Source organism: Psychrobacter sp. 78a-MNA-CIBAN-0178 (assembly GCF_040309625.1).
Classification (GTDB): Bacteria; Pseudomonadota; Gammaproteobacteria; order Pseudomonadales; family Moraxellaceae; genus Psychrobacter; species Psychrobacter okhotskensis.
In genome coordinates this window covers 307,332-330,868 of sequence record NZ_JBEOOZ010000001.1, presented here as the reverse complement: position 1 = coordinate 330,868, position 23,537 = coordinate 307,332, and the positions used below count along the sequence as shown (strand labels likewise).

Annotated in this window: 19 protein-coding genes; 7 read left to right on the top strand and 12 right to left on the bottom strand. The window is 43.7% G+C overall.

The annotated features are described in order from the left end of the window. Positions 1-199 precede the first annotated feature (199 nt). On the top strand, positions 200-634 hold the full coding sequence (fur, locus tag AAEY80_RS01420) for a ferric iron uptake transcriptional regulator (protein WP_025651704.1): 435 nt from the start codon (positions 200-202) through the stop codon (positions 632-634). Between the two features lie 101 nt (positions 635-735). Here fur and AAEY80_RS01415 read toward each other — a convergent pair whose 3' ends face one another. Beyond that, positions 736-1,857, bottom strand: a complete 1,122-nt coding sequence (locus AAEY80_RS01415) for a PilT/PilU family type 4a pilus ATPase (RefSeq protein ID WP_025651703.1) — start codon at positions 1,855-1,857, stop codon at positions 736-738. Positions 1,858-2,017: 160 nt separating this feature from the next. Next, positions 2,018-3,073, bottom strand: a complete 1,056-nt coding sequence (locus tag AAEY80_RS01410) for a type IV pilus twitching motility protein PilT (RefSeq protein ID WP_201566133.1) — start codon at positions 3,071-3,073, stop codon at positions 2,018-2,020. Between the two features lie 337 nt (positions 3,074-3,410). Between AAEY80_RS01410 and AAEY80_RS01405 the strand changes: the two genes are divergently transcribed. Further along, positions 3,411-4,130 carry a YggS family pyridoxal phosphate-dependent enzyme gene (locus AAEY80_RS01405; protein ID WP_101210783.1) on the top strand — a complete coding sequence of 240 codons (720 nt, stop codon included), beginning with the start codon at positions 3,411-3,413 and terminating at the stop codon, positions 4,128-4,130. 33 nt (positions 4,131-4,163) lie between these two features. Here AAEY80_RS01405 and paeA read toward each other — a convergent pair whose 3' ends face one another. The 3 genes from paeA to AAEY80_RS01390 form a co-directional block, all read right to left on the bottom strand. After that, positions 4,164-5,438, bottom strand: coding sequence for a polyamine export protein PaeA (gene paeA, locus AAEY80_RS01400; RefSeq protein ID WP_025651700.1), 1,275 nt, complete (start codon positions 5,436-5,438; stop codon positions 4,164-4,166). A 195-nt stretch (positions 5,439-5,633) separates the two neighbouring features. Next, positions 5,634-7,325 (bottom strand): NAD+ synthase, encoded by a 1,692-nt coding sequence (locus AAEY80_RS01395; RefSeq protein ID WP_025651699.1) that lies wholly within the window; start codon positions 7,323-7,325, stop codon positions 5,634-5,636. Between the two features lie 611 nt (positions 7,326-7,936). Then, positions 7,937-8,083 carry a hypothetical protein gene (locus AAEY80_RS01390; RefSeq protein WP_156915598.1) on the bottom strand — a complete coding sequence of 49 codons (147 nt, stop codon included), beginning with the start codon at positions 8,081-8,083 and terminating at the stop codon, positions 7,937-7,939. Between the two features lie 58 nt (positions 8,084-8,141). Between AAEY80_RS01390 and AAEY80_RS01385 the strand changes: the two genes are divergently transcribed. From AAEY80_RS01385 to epmA, 3 genes are all read left to right on the top strand, one after another. Further along, positions 8,142-9,287: an AI-2E family transporter gene (locus AAEY80_RS01385; protein WP_025651698.1), complete on the top strand. Its 1,146-nt coding sequence runs from the start codon at positions 8,142-8,144 to the stop codon at positions 9,285-9,287. Between the two features lie 188 nt (positions 9,288-9,475). Next, the gene (locus tag AAEY80_RS01380; RefSeq protein ID WP_201566151.1) at positions 9,476-10,600 is read left to right on the top strand and encodes a 4-phosphoerythronate dehydrogenase; all 1,125 of its coding nucleotides are present in this window, start codon (positions 9,476-9,478) and stop codon (positions 10,598-10,600) included. Positions 10,601-10,657: 57 nt separating this feature from the next. Continuing rightward, the gene (gene epmA, locus AAEY80_RS01375) at positions 10,658-11,695 is read left to right on the top strand and encodes an EF-P lysine aminoacylase EpmA (RefSeq protein WP_201566134.1); all 1,038 of its coding nucleotides are present in this window, start codon (positions 10,658-10,660) and stop codon (positions 11,693-11,695) included. Between the two features lie 95 nt (positions 11,696-11,790). Here the strand turns inward: epmA and AAEY80_RS01370 are convergent, their stop codons facing one another. The 6 genes from AAEY80_RS01370 to AAEY80_RS01345 form a co-directional block, all read right to left on the bottom strand. Further along, a complete protein-coding gene (locus AAEY80_RS01370) occupies positions 11,791-12,429 on the bottom strand; it encodes an NAD(P)H-binding protein (protein ID WP_101210780.1) in 639 nt (212 codons plus the stop codon). A gap of 203 nt (positions 12,430-12,632) precedes the next feature. Beyond that, the gene (locus AAEY80_RS01365; RefSeq protein WP_201566135.1) at positions 12,633-13,082 is read right to left on the bottom strand and encodes a YaiI/YqxD family protein; all 450 of its coding nucleotides are present in this window, start codon (positions 13,080-13,082) and stop codon (positions 12,633-12,635) included. Further along, positions 13,082-14,440 (bottom strand): 5-(carboxyamino)imidazole ribonucleotide synthase, encoded by a 1,359-nt coding sequence (locus tag AAEY80_RS01360; protein WP_201566136.1) that lies wholly within the window; start codon positions 14,438-14,440, stop codon positions 13,082-13,084. The genes AAEY80_RS01365 and AAEY80_RS01360 overlap by 1 nt, the downstream gene beginning before the upstream one ends. Positions 14,441-14,659: 219 nt before the next feature. After that, entirely contained in the window at positions 14,660-15,220 is a 561-nt protein-coding gene (purE, locus tag AAEY80_RS01355; protein WP_084212283.1) for a 5-(carboxyamino)imidazole ribonucleotide mutase, read from the bottom strand. Between the two features lie 99 nt (positions 15,221-15,319). Continuing rightward, positions 15,320-16,285: a metallophosphoesterase gene (locus AAEY80_RS01350; protein WP_350587779.1), complete on the bottom strand. Its 966-nt coding sequence runs from the start codon at positions 16,283-16,285 to the stop codon at positions 15,320-15,322. A gap of 123 nt (positions 16,286-16,408) precedes the next feature. Continuing rightward, positions 16,409-17,017, bottom strand: a complete 609-nt coding sequence (locus AAEY80_RS01345; protein WP_025651690.1) for a rhomboid family intramembrane serine protease — start codon at positions 17,015-17,017, stop codon at positions 16,409-16,411. 831 nt (positions 17,018-17,848) lie between these two features. Here AAEY80_RS01345 and AAEY80_RS01340 point away from each other — a divergent pair. Together AAEY80_RS01340 and AAEY80_RS01335 are read left to right on the top strand one after the other, a co-directional pair. Continuing rightward, the gene (locus AAEY80_RS01340) at positions 17,849-19,444 is read left to right on the top strand and encodes a hypothetical protein (RefSeq protein WP_201566137.1); all 1,596 of its coding nucleotides are present in this window, start codon (positions 17,849-17,851) and stop codon (positions 19,442-19,444) included. Between the two features lie 563 nt (positions 19,445-20,007). After that, positions 20,008-21,606, top strand: coding sequence for an OmpA family protein (locus AAEY80_RS01335; RefSeq protein WP_350587778.1), 1,599 nt, complete (start codon positions 20,008-20,010; stop codon positions 21,604-21,606). 281 nt (positions 21,607-21,887) lie between these two features. Here the strand turns inward: AAEY80_RS01335 and nagZ are convergent, their stop codons facing one another. Further along, entirely contained in the window at positions 21,888-22,970 is a 1,083-nt protein-coding gene (nagZ, locus tag AAEY80_RS01330; RefSeq protein ID WP_025651687.1) for a beta-N-acetylhexosaminidase, read from the bottom strand. Positions 22,971-23,537: the final 567 nt, after the last annotated feature.

The following is a 23,537-nucleotide window of genomic DNA, read 5'->3' as shown; positions in this document are numbered from 1 at the left end:
GTATTGGATGTTTTATATTTCAAATTCATAGACTTGCGGTGAGGTTTAACCACGCTAACCATGCTAAAAATTTTCGCAAGATAAGCCAGTTTAGGGCTATTTGAATTTTTAGTATTTAATTAATAATAATCATTGGCGATTATTTACCTCATGTTCTTTAGTTTTTATTTGCTAAGACTTAACAGTCAGAAGGGATATTATGGCTTCTTTTACCAATCAAGATTTACGTAAAGCAGGATTAAAAATAACGTTACCGCGTATCAAAATTTTAGAGTTGCTTGAGCGCGCAGAGCTGCATCATATGAGTGCAGAAGAGGTCTACAAAGCACTGATTGAGCAAGGTGAAGATGTAGGGCTAGCGACCGTCTATCGCGTACTGACCCAGTTTGAACAAGCAGGGATTGTTGAGCGCCATAACTTTGAAAACAATTTATCTGTGTTTGAGATTACCCAAGCAGAGCATCATGATCATCTGGTTTGTGACGTTTGCGGCAAGATTATTGAGTTTCATAATGAAACTATTGAAGAAGAACAAATCAAAGTCGCCGCTGAGCATGGCTTTAAGCTATCGGGTCATTCATTGGTACTATATGGCATTTGTAACAATCAAGAATGTCGCGACAGCGCAAAATAATGGCTATATGACCACTTAATAGATGCTGATATTAATGCATGCAAAAAACAGCCCTCATGATTGAGGGCTGTTTTTTTATTGACTGACTTATTTGCTACAGATTAGCTGACGTCTAAGGACAAGCTATCAGCACCTTCGTCTAAATTGGCGTTACTATTTTTGCTGCTGAGTTTGATTTTTAAGCGCAGATCATTGGGGGAGTCGGCGTGCAATATCGCTTCTTTATAAGTGATTTCGCCATGCTCATACAAGTCAAAGAGTGCTTGGTCAAAGGTTTGCATGCCGCTGTCACGCGAGCGCGTCATGACATCTTTGATTTCGTGCACTTCGCCTTTACGGATATAGTCGCTGATCAGTTGTGAGTTTAATAAAATCTCAATAGCTGCCCGTCGACCTTTACCGTCTGGGGTTGGAATCAATTGCTGGGCGATAATGGCTTGCAAGTTCAGCGACAAATCCATAAACAACTGATTGTGGCGACTGGTTTCAAAAAAGTGAATGATACGGTCAATTGCTTGGTTGGCATTGTTGGCGTGCAAAGTAGCAAATACCAAATGGCCTGTTTCTGCATATTGGATCGCATAACTCATGACCTCGCGGTTACGAATCTCACCAATCAAAATAACGTCTGGCGCTTGGCGCAAGGTGTTCTTTAGACCGGCCTCAAAGGAGTGAGTATCGATACCGACCTCCCGCTGAGTAATGATACAACCACGATGTTTGTGGACAAATTCAATCGGGTCTTCGATGGTAATAATATGACCATGAGAGTTTTGGTTACGGTGACCGATCATGGCAGCCAAGGTGGTCGATTTACCCGTACCAGTTGCGCCGACCAATAAGATAATACCGCGTTTTTTCATGGCCAGCTCTTTTAACGCTGGCGGCAGACGTAGCTCTTCGACGGTTGGGATCTTATTTTCGATTTTCCGTAAAATCATGCCTGCCATATCGCGCTGTATAAAGGCACTGACTCGAAAGCGTGCTTGCTGCGCTTCATCAGTAATGGCAAATTGACACTCATTGGTCTCTTCGAACTCTTGGCGTTGGCCTGCTGTCATCACACCTTTAACCAATTTCATGGTTTGTTCAGCGCTCAGAGGCGTCTTACCAACCGGTAGAATCTTGCCATTTATTTTCATGGAAGGCGCTACATCAGCGGTAATAAAAAGGTCGGAGCCGTTTTTATTGATCATCAACTGTAATAATTTATCAATATCCATATCGTACCTGCATTCGATGTAAATCGATTAAAAATTGTCTAATATCAATTTTTAAAGATCAGTCATCATGATCATTAAAAACAAATAAGGTGTAAAAAAATCACTGACTATTAGGGATTTTCATCAAATAGGAAGTGTCAACCAATCAGCAATACTATAACTATAAAAATGCTTCAGGCTGTTTGGCATAAGGACGAGCAACGTCTTTGCTAATCGTGCCTTTGGTCACAAGGTTCTTAAGCGTTTGATCTAGGGTAATCATGCCATCGCCAGCCCCTGTCTGGATAGCCGAGTACATCTGGGCAATTTTATTCTCACGAATCAAGTTACGAATCGCTGGCGTACCCAGCATAATTTCATGCGCGGCAATCCGTCCCCCAGTTTGGCGACGCAATAGAGTCTGTGAGATTACCGCTTGTAGCGACTCTGACAGCATGGCGCGAATCATGTCTTTTTCGGCCGCAGGGAATACGTCAATCACGCGGTCAATGGTCTTAGCCGCTGAGCTGGTATGCAGGGTACCAAAGACTAAGTGCCCCGTCTCAGCAGCTGTGAGCGCAAGTCGAATGGTCTCAAGGTCACGTAGCTCGCCGACGAGGATAACATCGGGATCTTCACGCAATGCTGAACGTAGCGCTGGCTCAAAACCCAAGGTATCACGGTGTACTTCGCGTTGGTTAATCAGACTTTTTTTAGATTCATGCACAAATTCAATCGGGTCTTCGATGGTCAAAATATGCTCTTTACGGCTCTCATTGATATAATCAATCATAGCCGCTAGGGTCGTTGACTTGCCTGAGCCTGTCGGACCTGTTACTAGCACGACGCCACGCTTGAAGTCGGAGACGCGTTTAAACACTTCACCCATACCCAAGTCTTCCATGGTCAGAACTTTGGAAGGAATGGTACGAAAGACAGCACCGGCACCGCGATTTTGGTTAAAAGCGTTAACCCGAAAACGTGCTAAGTTAGGAATTTCAAAAGAAAAATCCGTCTCATAAAACTCTTCAAAGTCAGCGCGCTGCTTATCATTCATGATGTCATAAATAAGTTGATGCACCACTTGATGTGTCATCGTTGGCATATTGATGCGCGTCATCTCACCGTCGACCCGAATCATCGCTGGCATGCCGGCTGAAATATGTAAATCCGACGCTTTATGTTTGACCGTAAAACGCAGCAGATCTTCGATGCTTAGATTGTTTTTTTCAGCCATAATCAGGCATTCCTATCAATGAATAAAGGTAAGGCAAAAAGAGCTTAGCAGCAGGTTTTAAACAATAACCTTTTCACTCATCCTATGCTAGCTCAGTTATTTGGCGATGGAGTAGGTCATGGTTGTTACTGTTACTACTATTTTTAGTAGCATATGTTAAACCATGTAACAATATCATAACAAGACTCTTGGCATTTAACCATCTACTAGGCTAAGAAAATGTAAAATTAGGCAGTCATTTATTTATTGTTTAAATTTTGCTCATGGCAAAATTTTTATAAAAGTCTTAATAACAGCCAAAACAAATAATTGAGTAATTTATCCTTGTGAGCCATATATGAAAGATGCTGAAAATAATATTGATAAGGTAAGCCTCGTTGACAATTGGCAACAGGTAAAAGAGCAGGTCGCGCAGGCAGAGCAACAAGCCAAAGACAGTGCAGTAGATGAGGTCATTTTACTTGCGGTTTCTAAAACCAAACCTGCTGACATGATTGCGGCGTTAGCCAAGCAAGGTCAGTATCACTTTGGGGAAAATTATCTACAAGAAGCTATCGAAAAAATCAGTACTTTAAAATCTCAGACGGTTGGTGACGCTATCGTTTGGCATTATATTGGCAGTATCCAGCGTAATAAGACGCGCGATATCGCTGAGCATTTTGACTGGGTACAAACGGTTGAGCGTGACATTATTGCGAAGCGTCTAAACGACCAACGTCCAAGTGAGTTGTCGCCACTAAACGTTTTGATTCAAGTCAATATTGATAATGAAGACAGCAAGTCAGGGTGTTTACCAGCCCAGTTACCAGCATTGATCAACATAATGAAAGGCTATGAGCGTTTGCAGTTGCGTGGTCTGATGATTATTCCCGCAAAAGCCAACACCGATGCTTTTGCTCGCACCAAGCAATTATTTGAAGACATTAAGCGCGATCATCCAGAATTAACTGGTTGGGATACGCTTAGCATGGGTATGAGTGATGATATGGCAGAGGCGATTGCCAATGGCTCGACCATGGTGCGCGTCGGTACCGCCATATTTGGTGCTCGAGATTAGGGCGTGTCCTCAATTCAACAGACCTTAACTACGCTAAACAACCACTTCAAGTTTGGTCACCAGCAGCTGATTGATTTTCAGCTTATCCGTGTCCAGAATCTCAAAACGATAATTGGCATATTCGATGCTATCGGTTTTCTTAGGGATTTTGCGGAGCATATACATCATAAAACCGCTGATCGTTTCATAGTTTTGGCTGTTGGGTAAATTGACGATACCCAATGAGCGAATGACATCCTCGATTGGCGTCATACCGTCGATTAACCAGGAGTTATCGGTACGTTGGACGATAGGCTGCTCCTCTAGCGTGACCAGCTCGCCCATGACAATACTCATCACATCTTTTAGGGTAATGACGCCTACCGCCAGCGCATATTCATTGACGATCACCGCAAAGTCAGCGCCCGTCGATTTAAACATCTCAAGCACTTCAAATAAAGATAAGGTATCAGGGATAAAAAGCGCCGGTTTTAATAATGCCTTATCGGTTAAGCTTACCTCTTGCTGATTCAACACTAAAGCTAAAAAACTGCGTGACTCCACATAGCCCATAATATGTTCTAAATCATCGTCAAGACAAACCAAAAATTTATTATGCGGCTGCTTAATCATCACCTCGACAATTTTTTCGGTACTGACTTTGCTGTCAAAATATACAATATTCTCGCGTGGATTCATCACTGAGGTGACGGTACGCTCTTGCATCTCAAAGATATTTTCAATCAGGTGATGCTCTTGGTGTTTGATGACACCCGCTTCCGCACCGGCATCCATCACCGCGACAATATCCTCGGATGTCATCTCATCTTTACGTACCGTAGAGATGCCTAGCAGCTTAAAGAGAAAATTCGCCGCACCATCAAACACCCATATGATAGGTTTTAAGATAAAAATCAAAAATATCATTGGTCGTACGACTTTGATGGCGATAGGTTCAGAGTTGGACATGGCGAGACGTTTTGGCATGAGGTCGGCAAACAGGACAAAAACGCTGGTGACAATGATAAATGACACCACAGAGGCGAGCGCTTCATGACCGAACAAGCGCACTAAATAGGGGCTGATGGCTGACTCGCCGATGACACCGGCCAAAATGGCCACCGCATTGAGCGCGATTTGTACCACGGTAATAAAACTGCCAGGGTGTTCTTGCATATTGAGGACATCAAGCGCGCGTACTTCGCCTTCTTTGGCCATCACTTGTAGTTTGATTTTTCGGGCGGAGGCTAGGGCCAGCTCGGAGCTAGAGACAAGGGCGCTGAGGGCAATTAGCAAAAAGATAAACACACTAGCAGTTAGCAAGCTCATGACATACTCGGATAGAAATAGGTAGGGGTAGATAAATTAAAAGTAATGGATTGAATCGTCGGAATAACAAGAAAATTTTGTGGTCAGAAACTAAAAAAAGCTGGGCAAGCACCCAGCTAATAATAAGCAATCGATTTATAAGTAAGGTCTGTCGTCATCTGACTTTCTATGTAGCAGCCAGATGACGATTACACTCTAGCCTTTTATTGACCATTTATTCACTAATGGATAACGGCGCTCACGACCAAAGGCTTTATGGCTGATTTTGGTGCCAATCGGTGCTTGGCAGCGCTTATATTCGCTATTGTCGACCATTTGGATGACTTTGGCGACCAAGTCCGCATCAAAGCCTTTATCCACGATATCTTGATAGCCCATATCTTCATCGATATAAGACATTAGGATGCCGTCTAATACGTCGTAGTCAGGCAAGCTGTCTTGATCTTTTTGGTCAGGACGTAGCTCGGCTGATGGCGGACGGGTAATCACGCGCTCAGGAATAACGGGGGTGTCCTCTAAACGGTTACGATAGCTGGCTAATTTATAAACCTGCGATTTATAGACGTCTTTTAGGACATCAAAGCCGCCTGCCATATCGCCATACAGTGTCGAGTAACCAACCGCCAGCTCTGATTTGTTGCCGGTGGTGATGACCAAATGCCCAAACTTATTAGACAGTGCCATCAATACAACGCCGCGCGCACGTGCTTGGATGTTTTCTTCGGTGGTGTCCGCAGGTGATTTATTAAAGAGTGGGGCAAGGGTATGACGAATGCCTTCGACGGCATCAAAAATTGGACAAACGGTATAAGAAACGTTGAGTCGACGGGCTTGTGCTTGTGCATCTTCGAGGCTGATTTGTGAGGTATATTCGTACGGCATCATAACCGCATAAACCTTATCCGCACCCAACGCATCGACGGCGATACAGAGGGTCAAGGCCGAATCAATACCACCTGATAGCCCAACGAGAATGCCAGAGAATCCTGAAAGATTGACATAATCACGCAAACCAACCACCAGCGCTTGATACATCTCTGATTCGCGGCTAAGGGTTAAAGGCGCTTTAGACTGGGTGTTAAACTTGCTGGTTTTGACATCTAACGTCGCCAGTAGCAACTGATTCATAAAACGCGGCGCTTCGTGGGCAACGCTACCATCAGCTTGCACGGCCATAGAGCCACCGTCAAAGACTAAATCATCTTGACCGCCAACCGCATTGACATAGATAATCGGCAGGCCATTTTCACGGCTGCGCTTGGTCAGCATGGTTTTACGATTGTCTTGTTTTTCAATTTCAAAAGGTGACGCATTTAAGCTGATGACCAGATCCGCGCCTTGCTTTTTGAGATCAGCAATAGGGCCTTTTTCCCACAAGTCTTCACAGATGAGCAGGCCAATGGTAATGCCTTTATAATCAAACAGAACTTGATTACGACCTTTGTCAAAGTAACGGCGTTCATCAAACACGCCATAGTTTGGCAATATTTGCTTATGATAAAAGCCTTTTTGATGACCGTTATGCAGGATGGCGGCTGAGTTGAAGGTACCATGGTGATCAACGTGTGGATAGCCGACGATCATGACGATGTCATCGATATCACTTAGAGTAGACAAGGCGCTTTTGATGCGACCTGACAAGCTAGGGCGTAGCAATAAATCTTGGGGTGGATAGCCTAATAGTGCGAGTTCTGGAAAGACAATCACATCAGCGCCTTGCTCACGCGCTTCTAATGCCAGCGTGCGCATTTTTGCTGCATTGGCAGTGATATCACCGACCAAAAAGTGTGATTGGGCTAAAGCAAAAGTAACGCTATCTTGGGTTTTAGTGCTCTTACTCGCCTCATTTGAGACAGTAAGGTTAGGGTTATCATTGTCTTTTGACATTGTTATTGTTCCTATGAATATAGTATTTAAAATTTGGTGAGGCAGTGTTGCTTTAAAATAAAATCAATCCGAAATTCACTCAAAACATCGCGCGTCAATCATAGTTTCTTTTACATTTTTTTTGACCCTGAGTCCTGATATCGAACTCGCATGATGCGTGCAACGCTTGTATAAGCATCAATGTAATGCTTATGTAGTAGACCCAATTTATGCCGCACTACTCTAACGATTAGATATTAATGTCGTTTAGAGAGGAAGGATAAAGAAGGGTTGTGAAAAGTGATGCGCTTTAATAATGACAAAAATAAATAAGGTCAAATTAATGTAGCGGCATTTAAAAGTTCAAAATAATTATTCTAGTATAACATCAATTGTTGTTACTAATAGAACGCGCCAGTGATTTACCTTGCTAGATAATGACTGACAAAGTGACGGCGTAGGGTACTTAGTGGTCATTATTTTTCGGTATTCATTCTGCGTACGATGATTTGGTTATTCAGGTAAGGCTTTAGTGAATCTCGTCTAAGAAAGTTGTAAGTAAAGATTACAACATAGCGTTATTTATTTGAGCCATTTTGTTGCATAATAATCGTCGGTCAGCCATCTGTTTTCTATGACATTACTGGCGTTAACTGTGTTACGGTTGTCTCGGCACAGAGCGTAATGGCCGCCAATAATTGAGCTGTAGATTTATAGCCAACCACCTTCGCTAATGGATACGATTTATGGATGTTGTCCATAAATTGCTGTTCACCCATTTATAAACTTCTCAGCAATACCGTATGAGGTTTGCTGTCCGCTTTTGGTTTATACACTATGATAGAAAACTGGACAAAAGAATTTATTATTCAGCGCTTATTGGCCATTACTTTGTTGGTCGTGTTGTTTATATTATGTTTTCAAGTGGTACAGTTTTTTATTGTACCGGCATTGTGGGCAGCGATTTTAGCGTATGTTACCTTTCCTATTTATAACTTTTTTCACCAACGAGTAAAGTTCAGTTCAAATTTTAGTGCCGCTATCATGACTGTGAGTATTACTCTCATCATCGGTGTGCCGCTGGTGGTTGGTATTTTTATCTTGCAGCAGGAAGCTTTGAGTCTTATCAGCAATTTAATCTATCGTATTAAAGTAGGGTATTTGGATGTGCCTGACTCTGTTAAGGATTTGCCGATTATCGGGCAACAAGTCAAAGATGTGCTGTGGCGCATTAATAAAAATCCTGAGGGGACGCTAGAAGCCTTTCGTATCTGGGTACAGTCTCATTTATATTACGGCAAAGTCGCCTTTGATGTGGTGTTCAGCAGTCTTGCCAAGCTTGGTATGGCACTGATGACTTTATTCTTCTTTTATCGTGATGGCACAAGCTTGGTGCGCCAAATTCGCCAAGCCTTACGCAATATCATTGGCAATCGTATCGATGGTTATATTGACTCTGTGGGTACGACCACCCGCGCTGTGGTATATGGTATTGGTCTGACCGCATTGGCGCAGGCAATCTTGGCGGGTATTGGTTATTATTTCTCTGGCGCACCAAGTCCGATTTTACTGACGATTGTCACTTTTATCATTGCCTTAATCCCATTTGGTACGCCATTTGTGTGGGGTGGGGTGTCGATTTGGTTATTAAGTCAAGGTCATACGGTAGAAGGTATTGGTTTGGCTTTATGGGGCATATTGGTCATCAGTTGGGTGGACAATCTTATCCGTCCTATCGTCATTAGTGGTGCCACCAAGATTCCTTTTATCATTATTTTTATCGGGGTGTTGGGCGGTTTAACAGCCTTTGGTTTCGTTGGTTTGTTCATCGGTCCTGTCGTATTAGCTATCGGCCTTGCGGTATGGCGTGAATGGATTTCAAATCATAAAAATGAGCTATTTGCGCCACAAGAAGAGGTGTTGATCGATAAAAATACACCATTAGCGGTTGATGAGCAAAATGAAAATAGCGGATATAGTTGATACCAAATAAAACAGAGACGGCGCATTTTAGCGCGAGACTGAAATAATTTTTTCTTGCGTGTTGTGCCTACGCCGACAGCGGTAGTAAAAAATATTTAGCGAAATAATGTCATAGATAACAAGTCACTGATAAATTATGTACTGATTGATAGAAATTTTTAATAAGGTTTAATGCGATGATAGATACGATAAACAGCATAACTATTGTGGCTGACAGTAATATCGCTAGCCTTGATGAGTTTTTTAATGCCACTGCGCTTGGACAGGCGACTGAGCAAACAGTAAATATTGTCAAAGTTGCGGGGCGCGATATCGATGCGGCATTGCTTGCTGAATTACAGCCCACTATATTGTTGATACGCTCGGTGACGCCAGTGAACGAGCAGTTATTGGCTGATAATGAAAGCGTAGAATTTGTAGGCTCGGCAACGATCGGCACCGATCATGTTGATCAAGATTATCTAGCGACGCGCAACATCACTTTTGCCAATGCTGCGGGTTGTAGCAAGCATTCGGTCGCCCAATATGTACTGACGGCTATTTTGACATTGCGTCCGCAGTATTGGCAGCTATCAACGACGTCACCAACGAGGCCATTAACCTTAGGCATCATTGGCCTTGGCAATATTGGTAGCACGCTCGCTCAGTATGCCAATGATTTGGGCTGGCAAGTATTGGGCTATGATCCGTTATTGCCCCCTTCAGAGACGAATAACGCCAGCTTGGCGCAAGTACTTAGCCAAAGCGACGTTGTCAGTTTACATGTGCCACTGACTGATAAGAGAGACTATACTCACCCGAGTGGTAGCGATTACCCAACGCGGCATCTAATCAACGCAGATGCCCTGAGTATGATGCCTGCGCATACTATGCTCATTAATAGCGCGCGCGGACCCGTCATTCATGCGCGTGATTTAGCAGCAGGTATTGAGCGTACGGGACGCCAAGCAGTGCTTGATGTGTTTGAGCATGAGCCAGAGATTGCCGAGAGTTTGTTAAGCAAGTTGGCTATCGCAACGCCACATATCGCTGGTTATACTGTAGAGGGGAAGCTGCGCGGTACCCAAATTATCTATGATGCGCTATGTGAAAAACTGGCGGTCACACCTGCACAGTCTATGCAAAAGCTGCTGCCACTGAATATGTTTTTGTGGTCTGAATTAAAAGCGCATCCAGATAAGTTGATTAAGTTTTATGACATTATGCAAGATGATGCTTCCTTGCGACGTCAGATAATTGACGGACAAGTTAATGGCGCTGATTTTGATCAACTGCGCCGTGATTATCATTTGCGCCGTGAATGGCAGTTCTAAAGTCAAAAACCTACTTATCACCCTATTTTTATTATTCATCAGTCACAGTAAATACTAATGAGCCAATCAACCCGTTCTTCTGTTAAGCCAAATACTAAGCCCAGTTACGCGCCCACCATGACCCTAGCGATGGCGCGGCAGCGTGCGCAGTTTATGTGCGATATTCGTCAGTTTTTTAATAAGCGGCAGGTGCTTGAGGTACAGACTCCGCTGTTGTCGCAAGCTGGCAATACGGATACCTTTTTGCAGTCCGTCGCTGCGCAAGTTACCTATCAAGATCGACCACGCACTTATTACCTGCATACGTCACCTGAATTTGCCATGAAGCGATTATTGGCCAGCTGGCAAATGCCTATTTATCAAATTTGCCCGGTATTTCGAGATAATGAAATAGGCGTACGCCATAATATTGAATTCACCATGTTGGAATGGTATCAGCCAAACTATAGCTTAGCCGATATGGCGACTGAGCTTGGCGAACTACTAGAAGCCCTATATGGTTATTCGATTGTGATGAATCATTACCGCTACGTTGATGCGTTTATGGACTTCGTTGGTATACATCCACTGACGGCCAGTTTGGCGACATTACAAGCAGTGGCAGAAGATAAAGGTTTAACCGGTTTTGATTTTAATAATGTAGAAAGCGGTGCAACCAATAGCGAAGAAGAAAGCCGGCAAAGCTGGTTAGATCTATTATTTAGCCACGCGGTCGAGCCAAATTTAGGGCATGATTTGCCGACTTTGATTATAGAGTATCCACCAGCAACGGCAGCATTAGCAAAAACGGCTTTAGATAAAGACGGTAATAAGGTTGCGAAGCGCTTTGAGCTATATATCAATGGTATTGAGATTGCCAACGCCTATGACGAGCTGGCAGATGGGCAGGCGTTAAGAATGCGTTTTGAGCAAGACAATCAATTACGCCAGCGCCATAATTTGCCAGTCATGCCAATCGATGAGCATCTATTGGCGGCATCTAATGACTTGATACCTTGTAGTGGCATTGCTGTGGGGTTGGATAGATTGCTTATGGTCATCACAGGAGCCGACAGAGTAGAGGACGTCATTCCGTTTCCAAGTGGTCTGGCCTGATAATTTATTAGATGGTCCATCATAAAAAAAGCGAGTAGACCGGAAGGCTTACTCGCTTTTTTCTTTAATTATAAACATGGTAGCGCTGAGCTTGATTATAATGTTGCGATAGCTTTATCGATGGCTGTCTCACCATTTTGCATGCTAAAGACTTTCTTACTTGCGCTATCAGCATTCAAAACCGCTGCTAAAGTCGATGCTACATCCGCAATCGCATTCTCGCCAGCATCAGTACCATTGATCGTAATTTTGCCAGTTCCAGCGCGTTCTTTTAGGGCAGCAGCTTGGACGATGGTGTAATCAAGAGTACTGTCGTTGACTAACCATTGGTCAGCGTAATGTTTGGCGATGTAATATTCTTTTAGATTTTCAATCGCAGGGCTTGTCCATTTGCTGGTGTCTAATGAGAACACTGTGCTAAGCATGATATAGCGATTGATACCTTTATCTTGCGCCGCTTGCATTGTTTTCACCGCACCGTGTAAATCTACTTCTAACAAGTTCTTGTTCCCGGAACCTGCTACAAAGTATATCGCCTCAACGTCATCATCAATCTGATTTTGAATATCGTCTTTATTTGCTAATAAGTCTAAATCCAATTGCGAATAATTATCTGCATCGAACAATTTCTTTTTATCACGCGTGGTACCGATCACTTGATGATCATCTGCTAATAACTGCTTAACTAAATCAGTTCCCACTCGTCCACTGGCGCCAATTACTAAAATTTTCATAGTCATTCCTATTCTTATATACGTTACTGTTGTTGTAAAAACTGTTTGTCTTAAAAGTTGACTACAGCGTAACAACAATGATGGGCACACTTCGTTATGAAGCGTGCCGATTGCATAGTGTTTGGTTATGAATGTATACGGTTTGCAAAGAGCACAGGCTAGGAGGGGGTTAAGATAGATAGCAAAGATTATGGCTATAAAAATCAGCGAACCAAACGATTAAGACCGTCGGCAAAGGCTTTTTTGTCACGGTCACCATAAGGTTTTTGTCCGCTCATTTCTTGCAGCTCTAACACGCCAGTACCGCGCATGGTATCCATAAAGTCGCGCATATTGAGCTTTTGCTTAATATTATTTTTGTCGTAGACTATGCCGCGTGTGGTCAGTACCAAGCCGCCTTTGTCCAAAATATCGTTGGCCAAAGGGATGTCACTGGTGATTGCTAAATCACCTGGCTGTATCTGTTCTACGATATAATCGTCGGCTTTATCAAATCCTGATGGCACCACGGTCATGACGAGCAGCGGTGACTTACGCAATTTAATTGGCTGATTGGCGACGAAAATAGCCATTGTTTGCGTCCGCTCAGCCGTTTTGATAATCAAGTCTTTGGCAATCAATGGCACCGAATCAGCATCCACCCAAATTTGCATTATTTCTTAACCTTCGCTGTTTTTGTCTTAACGTCTACCGCATTATCTGTTTGATCGTCATCAGTATCTACTTGAGGGTTTTCTATAGCTTTAACAGTGTCATTGCCAATAGTTGATTGGTCATTGGTCGCTTTTGGCTGATTATTCACAGGAGCAGACTTTTTGTCGAGGCCGACTTTATTGGGCAATACCGCGACGAGCTTGGCTAAGGCAGGCTCCAAATTAGCGACATCATTGGGCATCAATGTGATGTGTGCAATTTTTCGATCTTCGCGCTCAGCCTTATGATAACTATGATAATGCGCGCCATCGATAGCCAGCACTGCGCTGATATCGGGGTACTGTCCTAAAACGTTGAGCATAATCGCTGGATGAACATTGTCGGTATCACCCAATGGCAAATTAACCACGGCACGGATATGGTTTTCAAACTGACTGGTGACAGCGCCTTCAATACTCCAGTGTCCAGAATTGTGCACACGCGGCGCAATTTCATTGACGAGTACAACATCATTGCCACGCACGTCCTTGGTGACGAACAGCTCAAGTGCCATCACGCCCACATAACCCAAATGATTCATGACCGTGGTAATTGCATCGGTCGCTTGCTTGAGTAGATGGCTAGTACCAACGGCGGGCGCTTGAGTTTTGGCCAAAATACCGTGATGGTGATGGTTTTCGACCAAATCATAACAGCGCATCTGGCCGTTCTGTCCCCGTGCCGCGATAATAGAAACCTCACGGCTAAAGTGAATAAAACCTTCCGCAATGAGTGGCGCTGGCGTTGGCGTCAACTCACCTTGGCCACTGACGGCGTCTTTGAGGTCTTGCCACGCCGCTTTGATATCACTGTCTTGCTTGATGACAAATTGACCTTTACCATCATAACCACCGCGGCTGGTTTTGAGGACGATTGGCAGTCCTAGCTCGCTGCAAGCTTGCTGCAATTCAGCTTCAGAGTTAACTTCTTTAAAGGGTACGGTAGCGATCTCAAGCGCATTAAACATCTGCTTTTCTTTTAAGCGGTCTTGCGCGATATCAAGTGCAATCGGTGGCGGAAACATGCCTTGTTTGCTACCAGATTTTGATAAATTGGCCAGTTGTTCAACGGTCGCCGTCGGCGTGTTTTCAAACTCTAAGGTAAATACATCGGCGGCGGCAATAAAGGCTTCTAGTTGCTCACTATGAAAGACGCGCCCGTAAAGACTGGCAGGACAGTCAGCATTGTCTTCTAAAAAAACACACTGATAACCTAATGGCATGGCCGCTTCGGCAAGCATCATGCCAAGCTGACCACCGCCTAAAATACCGATAGTACGAATGTTTTGGGTCACAGGATAAGCGTTCGCTGTAGTCATGGCAGGCTCTTTGAATTGGAAATGGATAAAGGTTATTCGGTTTATTAAGTCTAAAATCTAATCTATTAAAATAGGAAAAGGTGCACTGTATGCACCTTGTATTTAGTAGAGCTCATCTAAGCATAAATATCAAGTTTACAACATTGATCGTTGGATTTGACGGTTAGATTTTATAGTCCAAATAATTGGTCTTGATATTTTCTAACCATTATCGCCAATCTAGTTGTTGATAATGCCCGGTGTGGGGCTGGCAAGAATGGTGTCAGTTTGTGTTTGGCGTAGCGTATCTAGCTTGCTAGCGATTACGTCGTCATGCAAGGCCAAGACCTGAATCGCCAGTAATGCTGCATTATAAGCACCTGCCGCCCCAATCGCTAAAGTACCGACAGCAACGCCTTTTGGCATCTGTACGATAGACAATAGGCTATCCCAACCGCTGAGCATCGAGGATTTTACAGGGACACCAAAGACCGGTAGCGGCGTTTGACTGGCACACATACCCGGCAGATGTGCTGCACCGCCAGCCCCAGCGATAATGACTTGTAAGCCATTGCTTTTGGCGTTTTTGGCATAGTCAAATAATCTGTCAGGTGTACGGTGTGCTGATACGACTTCACAAGCAAAAGCGATATCAAAGTCGGCGAGCAATTGCGCAGCGGCGCTCATGGTCGCCCAATCAGACTGCGAGCCCATGATGATGCCAACTTTTGGTTGACCAGCAGGAGAGGTGATTGGACTGTTTTGCTCAACAGAGTTAACACTAGCTGATAGAGTGCTCATGCTTTGATATCCTCAAAACGACCATCATACAAAAATTTTGCCGCCTTCGTAAAGCCAAGTTTACTGATTAATGCGAAAGCGAGTTGAATAGCGCTTTTATTATGACGATATCACTGGGTCTTTGTCGTGGCGATATTGCACAAAATTACCGGCTTTGAGTGGCAAAGGCTGCTCGGTATCGAGCTGATAGCATGTTAGATAACCGCTATCGACCGCTGCCGAATAATCAGTACAGACTACTTGCGGGCTCAATGGTTCAGGCGTCCCAGTTAGCCAATAATGACCGACAAATACGGGTTTATCGGTTTTAAGCGCAAAGTCGATATTTTCTGCCAATATATCCGCTGGAATTTGTGCCAATGCTGATGAAGGGGCACGCGCAACCTCATATAGTGTACGTTCGTTGAGGCCTTCAAGCCACCAACGTACCCGTACTCGTGTGCGCTCAGTTCCTTCTTTATCAACCATTACCATGCCCGCAGGTAGGGGGGTTTCCACACCTTTTAATACCCTCTCCAACGCTTCAAAAGGTTCGCTATGCTCTTGGGCAGTGGCGACAAGTGCTTCAGGCGTTAAGCAATTATCAGCAGTCAATAACGGCGTCAGTACCGCCATACTGTCTACATCCCAACAAGCATGCACAAAGCAAGCATAGTCGGTCTCAAGCCATAGGGGTATCTCATACAAGCGCTGTAGCCAATAGTGATGACGCTCTGAGCCAAACGGTACTTCTGCCAAAAAGGCCTCGTGTTGGCGCATATGTATCTCATTGTGCGAGCGTAGGTATTCCTGAGGATTATTAGGATCAAGCGTCGCGAAAGCCAAAGCATTGTATTCGTGATTGCCCATCACTGCATCGGCCACATCAGCATCTAGCATGGCAAACACGATTTCTAACGTGGCCATTTGCTGCGACCCACGGTCGATCAAATCACCGATAAACAACGCCTGATGACCTGCTGGCGGCACGAAACATTGTCCGTTATGGCGATAGCCTAGCTGGGTGAGTAGACCGACTAGCTTGTCTGCATAACCATGAATGTCACCGATAATATCTATAATCATAATTCGTTATCTAATCTTAAAATGTAAACGTATTTAACCGCTTAAGTAGAGCGATAAAGTTAATAAGGGTTTAATTATTTTCAAAAAAAATTTTTAAAAAATTGCTCTAAAAGCTAGCCTTTACTAAAAGCCTGGCGATAATAGTGCATTTAAAAAGTGTGGTAGCACTTGTGGCTCTAAAATAATAGTGGCGATTATCCCAAACGCGCCGCCCCACATATGTGCCAGATGATTGATGTTTGAGCCACCGCGTTTGTCCGCATAGATGCTATAAGCCACATAAGCGACCGCAAATAATATCGCTGGGATAGGAATGACCGCGAATAAATAGATTTTTTCCCATGGTGCCAGCAAAATAAAAGCAAACAATACGGCTGATACACCACCTGAGGCGCCAAGGCTGAGATAGCTGGCGTTATTTTTATTCTTAAGATAACTTGGAATCATCGCAACAATGATAGCCAATACGTAAAACACCACGAAACCATAACCGAACAAAAACGATTGATATAACCCTTCGATAGCACGACCGAAAAAATACAAAGTAAACATATTAAACAGCAGATGCATACTATCAGCATGGATAAAACCATGCGTCACAAAACGATCCCATTGCCCATTATTTACCGCAGGCGGATAAAAAATAAGCCGATTAAATAGCGCTTTGTTTTGCCAAGCAAGCAAGCTGACAATAACAGTAATAATAATGATAAGGGTCGTGTGGTTAAACAAAGGGTAATCCTTAGGCCGAGCCTAGTGTGTGATTGTGTAATATGGCAAGGTTAAAAGCCTAAATACTATGTATACATACTACGCCTAAATACTATGTGTAAATAATATTATGCCCAAATTGCTAATGGATAAGACGGTCAATAATAATAAGTAGTGACATGGCAATTCCCATGCCAACTCCTAATCATTACGTCAACAGCGACAAGAATAAAGCAAAAACCCATTATGTAGAGAATTGTGCTTTAATAATCATTTGTTATTAGGGTGCGTCTTCATTTCAAAAATGGTGATAAAAATAAGATAAATTGCCGTCAGACAAGAAAAATAGCGTAGATAATATCGGGATATTGACCAGCTATTTGACGATGTTTGGCAAGATTTAGCCATTTTTAGCCCATTTAGATGACTATAGAGTGAATTGAAGACATACCCTAACAATATAGCAGTGTATAAAGATGAGTAAGTAATGCTTCGTATACGGACAGTAACGGTAGCGCTAAATACGTTGATAGCAGCAGTCTATAGTGCTGCTGATATAAGTGTAAGTACAAATTATAAGCTGGGTCATACAAGCGATGTACCATAAGCACTGTCACGGATATAGCTGTTTTATAGAGTGCCATTTATAAGGCATAAGTTTGTAGAAAAAACATCAAATAAAGTGATAAGGAATGATTTATTGCTTTTATAAATATAAACTATAGTCGGTTGAAAGGAATTTAGATACAAGAAAAGCGAGTGACAGGACTGCAAATAGTAGACTGAACGAGCCTGACACTGTATCTGATTTCACTAGGATTAACTATATTAAGCCGATAGAGGCCGTCAGTCATGAGTATCATTGAACAACTAGAACAAAGCGTCACGCCCGCTGTGCTAGGCAATAATAGCAGCGTTGCCCATGTCAGTCTCCTTGAGCAGTTTTATGCGATTTTGGCCGCACGCTTGGCTTTGCCAGAGGTATATTCGCAGTTGTTGCGATCTGATCAAGTGATCGTTGCTGATAGCGTGACAGAAAGCCCTTTATTTGAGCAGCTCTGGCTCGCCCCAAATATGCGGCAGACACTCATACAAGAACTTGCCGCCACTCATCATATCGATGAGCTTGCGACCACCCAATTGCTTATAAATGCTGCGCCACTGGCTTACCGTGAACTAAAGGCACTGGCGAGTGGACAGTTTTTGCCTGCGTTTTTGCAAAAAGAGCAGCCCACCTTGCGCCAGTATTTACCCATATGGTCAGCACCAGTTATCAGCGCTGCTCAAGATATTCAGACATCTAGCAATACGCCAAATGTCATAGCATCTGCTAATACAGCAGCAATGCCAGCACCGCCAATAGAAGCGGCTACAGAGAATAGCAATAGCTCTCCAAATGCTAGTGTGCATTTAGATAAGCATAGCAATACAGATATAAATAATGCTTCTGATGCTATCCATGCTATCCATGCCAGCCCTGCTGCCCATCATTTAGCAGAAAATGGCAGCATGAAACGGGAAAAAGTTCGCACCCGTAATCAACGCAACGATCTATTGGTACGGGTATTTTTATTAATAGCCGCCATTGCTGCGTTGGGCTTTGCTGCATGGGCGCTATTGATCAAGCCCAACATGACAGCGCCAGTAGAACCTGTAGCGCCTGCGCCTGTCGTTGCCCCGCCCCCTACTGAGCCAGCACCACAGGTTTTGACGCCAGTTGAGCTAATCGTCGGGGTAGACGATAGTGGCAGTCTCTATACTTGTAGCGCAACGGTTGGCGATGAGGCGCTACAAAGCACGTTGCAACAAGCGCTTAATACAAGTTTTGGTGAGCAGGCCGGTATCTGTGAGCTGACGATACAAGCGGGCGTGGCTAAGAGTATGGCTAATATGCCAACAGAGGTATTGCCGAATATCTTGACCATGCTGAGATCAACGCCATTTGCTCGGCTACATCTGCAAAATGAGCGGGTGAGCTTGGAAGCACCAGACAGTATGCTATTACAGCGTTTGGTCACTGATATGCGTACGTTAGCGCCAGCGCTGATGATTGATAGCGCGGCACCACTGCCATTACCTAACAATGGCAGTGGCGTAGAGGATATGGCGGCTATGAATGGTCAGAACCCTCAGTTTGACTCCAGTGGCAGCGCTACAAACAATGTTAATAGTGACGCCTATAACAACAATGCAAGCAATAATGGTGCTGGAGAGTATCAAGCAAGCGATGACGATACGGACGATAGTATGATGCCTGCGCCAGCACGCAACAATCCGGTGCGCAGTAATAATGGCAGTCTCACTAATGTACCTAGTAATTTAAATAGTAACTCAAATAGCAATTCCTCTACAAACAATAGGCCGTCAGGCCCAATCTCTTTGTCTGAAGTAGAGGATATGGCGAGTAATGTTATCGTCGCTGAACCTGCACAAGTAAGAAATAAGTAGGTCAGTCGCTAAGCTTTAGTATGAGTCATACCGTAATCACAACTTTTTTTTAAATAAATAATATGAAAGATAAAATCAAATCGTTTTATTGCTATTGAAAATGACTGTTTAATAAATAATACACATACGACCTTATTTACTATTGTTATGTTAGCGATTTGTACTTCAGCGGCTTTCTAGTTACGTGTAACAACTGAAACATTACTTAATGTAGCATTTGCACAACAGCGTATTGATTGTGAAAAATACCTTAATACTTTTATAATGACGAAAGTTGAATGTAATCATCATCAATTGCGCTTGTTGCTTTTTTATAGTGACTAAACAGTGAACTAATAGTGACGAACCTTTTTTACAGCTATTTATTTTATAGTGACTTGCATGATGATTTTGCTTTTTAGATGTTTTAACGGATAGGTAAATAGTTGCTACCATCATAATTATCGACTTTGCTTTTAGTGAATTAAAAAATAAAAAAGTAAATTCTAATAATTCTGAGAAAAAATCTTAGCCCTATTCAAAAGACAAATTATATTAATAAGAATTAATGGAGGACTTATACTATGGATATTATCAGTCATTTAACGCGAACAGTCAGCCCCGCAGTATTGGGAGATGACCGTAGCCCTGCTAAACAAAATCTACTTGAGCAGTTTTATGCTATTTTTGCGGCGCGTTTGGCAGACAAAGATACGCATGAGCGTTTTGCTAACGAAAATATCGCCCGTGACGATCAAGGATTTTATGATCGGGTATGGACGGATAGCGCTCACCGTGACCAGATAGCTCGCGAGCTGGCTGGCAAACACAATGTCGATGTCACTGCATCTCGTGGTTTGATTGCGATGGCAGCACCGCTTGCTTACCATGAAATAAAAAGCTTGGCAGGAACCACACCGGTGCCACAGTTTTTGAACGACAACCTTGCTAGCTATCAACATCATATCCCTGCATGGGCAAGTGCGGTTCTGCCTGCCGGTATGATTGCCGCTGCTCCTGCAGGTGCGCGAATGTCTGATACGGTCAGTACCGCACCGCTACAACGTGAAGAAGAGAAAGAAGGCAGCTTTATGAAAGCGCTGCTGCCTATTATTGGTCTGATTATTTTAGGTGCTTTGGCGTGGGCTTTGCTGAGAGGCTGCCAAGACAACCCTGAGCCTGTCGCTACGCCTGCTGTCACCCAAGAGCAAGCGGCGGAAGGCGATGGTGCAGCGGTTGCTGCTGCTGTTGAGCCTGCCTCATTGAGCATTGCTACTGGTGAAAATAGTGAATTGTACGCTTGCCGCATGAATGTGGGTAATGAGACGCTACAGACCAATGTCATGAATGCGCTTACCAGTGCGTTTGGGGATGAAGCCAATAAGTGCCGCGCCGATGTTGATGATAATTTTGCAATAGACATGCCAGCTGCTGCGCAACTTGCCACTATCTTACCTATTGTCAAAAATGTACCAAACGCCAGTATGATTATTAAAGGTGATAACATTACTGTCAATGCACCAGATGCAGCAGCGTTGGATAAACTGGTCGCTGATTTACAAGCGGCTGCACCAGCGATGACGGTGCAAGCTGAGGGGCCACTAGATTTGCAGGGTGAAATTGATAATAGTTTAGCGGCAGCCGATGTTGCTATGTCAAACCTTGGAGACAATCCAGATCCACGTGATGTTGCCCGTGCTTTAAGTCTACAAGTAATTAACTTTGAAGTAGATAAAGCTTTTATTCCTGATGTTAATAAAGCGTTTCTTGACCGCGCTGCCAAGATTATGACAGACGTCCCAGATATGAATCTGATGATTATTGGTTATACCGATAGCCAAGCATCGGATGCTTATAATCTGAAGCTGTCTCGCGACCGTGCCGAATCTGTAAAAGAATACTTAGTCTCTCAAGGTATCGATGCGAGCAAGCTGAGCACCAAAGGCATGGGTGAAACAGATCCTATCGCTGATAACTCAACGGAACAAGGTCGCTTCCGCAACCGCCGTATTGAGTTTTTGGTCAATGATGAGACTGTCAGTGCAAATGGTGGTATGACGATCACCAACAATGCCCTTGATCCGGACTTAAACCCATTAGACAGCAACAATGATGATCTCTTGCCAGATGGTGATGATGCAAGTCGTAGGACGGTAGTAGATCCACAAGTTAATACTCAGTAGTCTTTAGACAGTTATTGATAGTAAGAAAACTATTGATATTTAAAAGTCATTAATACCAAAAAACCGCATCTAAAAAAAGATGCGGTTTTTTATTTGCTATAGATTTGGCATATATAGTCAGTGAAAAGTAATATCGAACCATCACGCACTGCTGATATCCATTTTTGTTGCTTGCTGTGCCTGCGCAGACAGAGGCGACAAAAAATTGATATCAGCAATACCGTCGCGATTTTAGGATATTTTGACTATATTTATGGATTTACTAAAAAAATGACAGGCTATTATTTATAGACAGTAGGATCTTTTGATGCCGCATGATCTGTAGATGGCTGCTCTGCCGAGGTATTAAAAAAGGTCTGAGTGACGTTCTGCTTTGCTTGCTGCCAATAGTCAAACTGCTGACAAGTCGCCTCAAGATTACCTTGCCAAACGGGTATCTGCCCGCACATGGTTTTGATACGTTTTTGATTGGGGTAGGGCAAGTTTTGCGCCGCTTCGGCCGCTTCATGAGCCGCAACTCTATCATTGCATACCAAAGCAATGTCGCAACCAGCTTCAATCGCTGCTTTGACGCGCGCGCTAACATCCCCAGCTGCTTGCGCGCCTGCCATAGATAAATCATCAGAGAATAGAACGCCATCAAATTTTAGCTCATCACGGATGATGTCTTGCAGCCAAATTTTAGAGAATCCCGCTGGCTTGTTATCTACCTGTGAAAAAATCACGTGCGCTGGCATCAACGCATCAAGCCAAGGCAGCGTTTGGGCGAACGGCTGCATGTCACTGTGCATAATCTCATCCAAACTGCGGCTGTCGATCGCTTCTGATACATGAGAATCAGGAGCGATGGCGCCGTGACCGGGGAAATGCTTACCAGTGGTTGCCATGCCAGCCGCTTTCATACCGCGCATAAACTGGGTCGCCAAAGCCGTAATGGCTTGCGGCTGCTGATGAAAGCTACGGTCACCAATCACTTGGCTAATACCGTCTGTGTCGAGTACCGGTGCGAAGCTCAGATCTATGCCCACGGCCAGCACTTCTGCTGCCATTAGATAGCCACAGTCATAAGCGCAGCTAAGCGCACGGCTAGGATCTTGATTAAATAACTCACCCAGTCGCCCCATCGCGGGCAATGGGGTAAAACCTTCACGTAATCTTGCGACGCGCCCACCTTCTTGATCAACACCGATCAAGATATCGGCGTTGTGATAGCGTATATCGTCACACATTGCGCGCACTTGCGCGGCATCCTTGACATTTCGGCCAAACAAGATGATCCCACCAACTTGGGCTTGTTTGATTAAACTCACATCTTCAGCAGTCAGTGCGGTACTATCAATATCAATCATTAAGACGCCATACATCGCGTGATCCTTATTATGTTATATCAGTCATCTACTCTAAAACCATTATTGTATCAATCAGCGTACAGTACGGTCTGCCTAACTGCACGCAATTTCCTTTGTAACAAAGGCAAATAGAATCGACTATTCAGTGTTATATTATGAGCTCAGCGCACCATCAATCAGGGTAAATAAGCGCAATAATCACTCACTATTATCGATATATTATGACAGCTATTGTGAGCTGCGCATAATCTACTGGTTAAATTGACCGAAATGAATGACCGATATCTGTCAAGCAGCGAGCAGCAGCCATCGCTAATAAATATGCTAGAAAGTTTGGTATGTACCGAGGTAAAGTGTAATATTGCTTATACAGATTGAGACAGTTGCACATTTATGCTCATGCTAGTATTGATTGATTTTTTGCAAGACGTTGGCAGTATTTTGTTCAACGATCAATATGATAAAGCAGTCATTTTATTAAGTAGCAATATCATTAGGTAATACCAATGCTGAAGTAGGTAATGCCAATGCTGAAGTCTTATAAAGTATCTTGCTTAGAAATCGTCAAATTCATAACAAGGT